Raw genomic sequence first — 3365 nt, 5'->3', positions numbered from 1 at the left:
GTATTCAAGAATTTAGGAACCCTAGAATGGAAACAAATCTACCACAACACCCATGCGCTAACAAGTGCAGCGAATTTACAGAAGAGCAGTGCGGGCATTGCTTGATTTCAGAATCAGATCTTATAGCTGGCGATACGGTTGTTTTTATCGATGAATCCAAGCCAGGCGACTTAATGACTGTGCACAAAGTCCAAGGCAATGGCGTATTGCTGGATGGAAACAGAAGCTTTGCGCTGATTCATTTGGTACGTCATGCAAATGTGCATGAATTGAATGCCGGGAAGCGATTGGGAGGTTGGGAATGACAGCACTAAAAAAACACGAGGACAACATAGTCCCGTTCTCCAAAGGTAAAAAAATGGAAGACAGGTTTGAGCGAGGTTATGTGCCTTCAAGTCGTCTTTACCGCTATGAGGTCCGTCCATTCTTAACTGACGCAGCCAGGAACGTATATGCAGAGCTTGAGGATCGTATTAACGGTTTTAAAGACAAGACTACAGATCATGTAAGCTATTCACAGTTGCAAGGTGGAAAGCTTGAAGGTGCAAAAAAAACCAGCGCTATGACTGTGCGTAAGGGCCTTAAAGAGTTACTTGATTTAGGTGTTATTTCCATTGTTAGTGAGAACAGTCGAAAGGGTAATGAGTACCGCATTAATGAGGTTTCTCTTGTTGAGCACTTCAAAAAATGTAGTACCACTACAAAATCTGTAGCACTACAAAAAATGGATAGCACCACTACAAAATCTGTAGTGCTAGGTACTACAAAATCTGTAGACACAATAGAATTAATTTATAGAATTACTTCTATAGAATTATTATTTAAGTCGCTTCGCTCTAAAAAACCTTTGGAGGCTAATTTTTATGCTTACCAAGTTTTTTCAAAACAACAAAAAGCAAAAGCCGAAAAAGAGCGCAAAGAGAAATCTCGTAAATTATCTTATGACGAAGTAATCAAACTGACTTCTGAAAAATTTGCAGTTCTCTGTGATTTCTCTCTTTGGGAGCAATACGTTTCTAACCGTTCTCAAACAGCAAAAACAAAACTGACCAAAAACGCCTTAAACACAATCTACAAGGATTTCCAGCAATGGGGATTTGATGGCAGCAATCAGTCTTTAAAAACTTCAATCACTGGAAACTACCAAGGATTGTTTGAGCCAAAACAGCAATTCACACCTGTACAACAAAACCAAAAGTCATCCCGCTGGGATGAGATTCAACAGTTGATCGCAAAAGAGGAGCAAGGCAATGACAGCTATGGTTTCTAATCAACAACGTGCGATTCAACCTATCAAGACAGCCCAACTGGTCGGAATCTTCAAGGCAATTGCACCTAGATCATTTGAAAAAACTTTCGATGGTATTCCTGTAGAACAGATCAACCATGCAATGAAAATCTGCATTGATGGCTTAACCCATGACCAGGTGAATTTTGGTTTATCCCAAGTTCGTGATAACGGCTTTTGTCCAGATCCAGCAATGTTCCGCAAGTGGTGTTTGGGTATCACAGGTTTTGGTACTGAACAACAGCGCTTACAAGATTCATTCAAGGGTAAGCATGCAGCGCTGGCAAACATCATCAAATGGGTGAGCGACAACACTCACACCATCACCAATGCTGAAAAAGAATCATATGATCGTTGCTATGAAATGTTCATGGCGATTGAGTGGGCCAAGAATGTTGATAGAGCATCTTATTTGGCTTATGAGGCGTTCAAAGATAACTATGCTGACGTTATCAAGGAGTATGTGGAGAGAGGTATTAATCAGGCGATTTGGGTAAAGCCTGAAGTGATTGAAAGCAAATCTATTGTTTTAGTAGCTGAACCAAAATCAATGTTGCCAGAGCAATCACCAGAAGAAAAAGCGTGGATTGAAAATCGTGTTCGTGAATTACAGGAATCCGGGCTGAGTTTTCCAAAGGCGTTATTCCAGGCCGGAGGCGAGTATAAAAAACAAGGCTTAGGGGGTGGGGTGTGAATAATAGATTCTATTTACGTTCACCGCATGGCAATACCGGATCAAACATGGTTTTTCATGCGATTGATGGCAAGGGCTATACCTCAAATTTAGATTTAGCTCATGTTTACACATTGGAAGAAGCACAAAAGGAGTGGGAATTAGCTCGTGATGGTGAATACCCAATCTCCGCAGACCACATTGATTCACTAGCTATCTGGAAGGTGGACCACCAATGTCTGCCATTAAAATCAGATTTAAGTCCGGCTGACCGTTATGTGTTTTTTGTCCAAGGCATATGGGATGGTAATGATGTGTACTGGACTGACCTGAATGGCAATAAGTCAACCAATTTTTTGCATGCTCAAATTATTGGACGTGCAGCTGCTGAGGGTATCAATCACAACGATTATGTGGTGGTTCCATTCGATTTAGCGGATAAGAGAAAACGCCGGACGTTTAACTTTGCATTGCTCAACCGTAGAAAAATGATGATTGCAGCAGGGCTAAGAACTCCTGATCGTATAAAAAAAGCACGTCGCAGAACTATCAGCCCAATGACTCGCTTTAACTGCCCAGCATGCGGAAAGATTAACTGGCAGCACAATCCATATGACTTTGAAGGTTGCAACCACTGCTGTCATGGCTGGGGAGACACCGCATGAAACACCCATTAGACGATAAAACCGTGGATTGGGTGGATCAAAAGAAACCACTTCATGCAAAGGTAATTTTTGATAACAGGTTTTCAATCATGGTATTTGCGGCTCATTCAGCATCTTTCACGATTAAGGATGTCCAAGAGGCTGTAATTGATATTAATCGCCAAGCGGTACGCAAGTGCTTAATCGATTTAATGGATCTCAATTTATTGGAGCGAGTGTCGATCAAAACCTACAAGGCTACCGATAAAGCAAAACAATTATTTGGGGTGGTGGTATGAAAGACCGCATTAGGTCGGCGCTGATCGAAATTGCCGATGGGTTAGGTAGACCGCATTATGAGCCACTGACAGTAAGAGAAGTTCTGGCAAGTTTTGACAATGGCACCGATCACCCACTGAAAGACCTGGTTGTTCGTAAATTTCGACCAGTTAAGCCAACTAACACTGAGTCAAAAGAAGTTTTTGTTAGTTCTAAAAAAGCAAAACTTTCGCCACATGAAGTGAAACAAGAGATTTTGAAATTAGCTCAACATGGAACTATTACAAAGTTTAAAAGCGGCTGTCGTTGCGAGGAGTGTGTGGAATGGGCATGAACTTAATCGAAGAATTGGGGTTAAAGCGGTGTCAGGAAATTGTGGAGGGGGCGCCGGAAAGGGCAACGTTGTTTTACTACTTTGGCAAAGAATTTGAGCACAGAGTTGATTACTACAAGCACTTTTTTAACTACTTCCAAATGTGGT

General features: G+C 41.5%; 6 protein-coding genes. All 6 read left to right on the top strand.

What is annotated here, in order from left to right:
• Positions 1-101 precede the first annotated feature (101 nt).
• Genes ACE01R_RS17540 through ACE01R_RS17515 form a run of 6 tightly spaced genes read left to right on the top strand, consistent with a single transcriptional unit; the run spans position 102 to position 3218 of the window.
• Positions 102-305 (top strand): hypothetical protein, encoded by a 204-nt coding sequence (locus ACE01R_RS17540; protein WP_395552776.1) that lies wholly within the window; start codon positions 102-104, stop codon positions 303-305.
• Complete coding sequence (locus tag ACE01R_RS17535; protein ID WP_395552775.1) at positions 302-1270, top strand: hypothetical protein; 969 nt, start codon at positions 302-304, stop codon at positions 1268-1270. The genes ACE01R_RS17540 and ACE01R_RS17535 overlap by 4 nt, the downstream gene beginning before the upstream one ends.
• Positions 1251-1982 (top strand): hypothetical protein, encoded by a 732-nt coding sequence (locus ACE01R_RS17530; RefSeq protein WP_395552774.1) that lies wholly within the window; start codon positions 1251-1253, stop codon positions 1980-1982. The genes ACE01R_RS17535 and ACE01R_RS17530 overlap by 20 nt, the downstream gene beginning before the upstream one ends.
• Positions 1979-2626, top strand: a complete 648-nt coding sequence (locus tag ACE01R_RS17525; protein ID WP_395552773.1) for a hypothetical protein — start codon at positions 1979-1981, stop codon at positions 2624-2626. Before ACE01R_RS17530 ends, ACE01R_RS17525 begins: the two co-directional genes overlap by 4 nt.
• Positions 2623-2904 (top strand): hypothetical protein, encoded by a 282-nt coding sequence (locus ACE01R_RS17520; protein WP_395552772.1) that lies wholly within the window; start codon positions 2623-2625, stop codon positions 2902-2904. The genes ACE01R_RS17525 and ACE01R_RS17520 overlap by 4 nt, the downstream gene beginning before the upstream one ends.
• The gene (locus tag ACE01R_RS17515) at positions 2901-3218 is read left to right on the top strand and encodes a hypothetical protein (RefSeq protein ID WP_395552771.1); all 318 of its coding nucleotides are present in this window, start codon (positions 2901-2903) and stop codon (positions 3216-3218) included. Before ACE01R_RS17520 ends, ACE01R_RS17515 begins: the two co-directional genes overlap by 4 nt.
• The last annotated feature ends 147 nt before the right edge of the window (positions 3219-3365 follow it).

Origin of the sequence: Acinetobacter sp. BSP-28, from assembly GCF_044130285.1 — a bacterium.
In the GTDB taxonomy this organism is placed as follows: domain Bacteria; phylum Pseudomonadota; class Gammaproteobacteria; order Pseudomonadales; family Moraxellaceae; genus Acinetobacter.
This window is presented reverse-complemented; position numbering and strand designations above follow the sequence as displayed.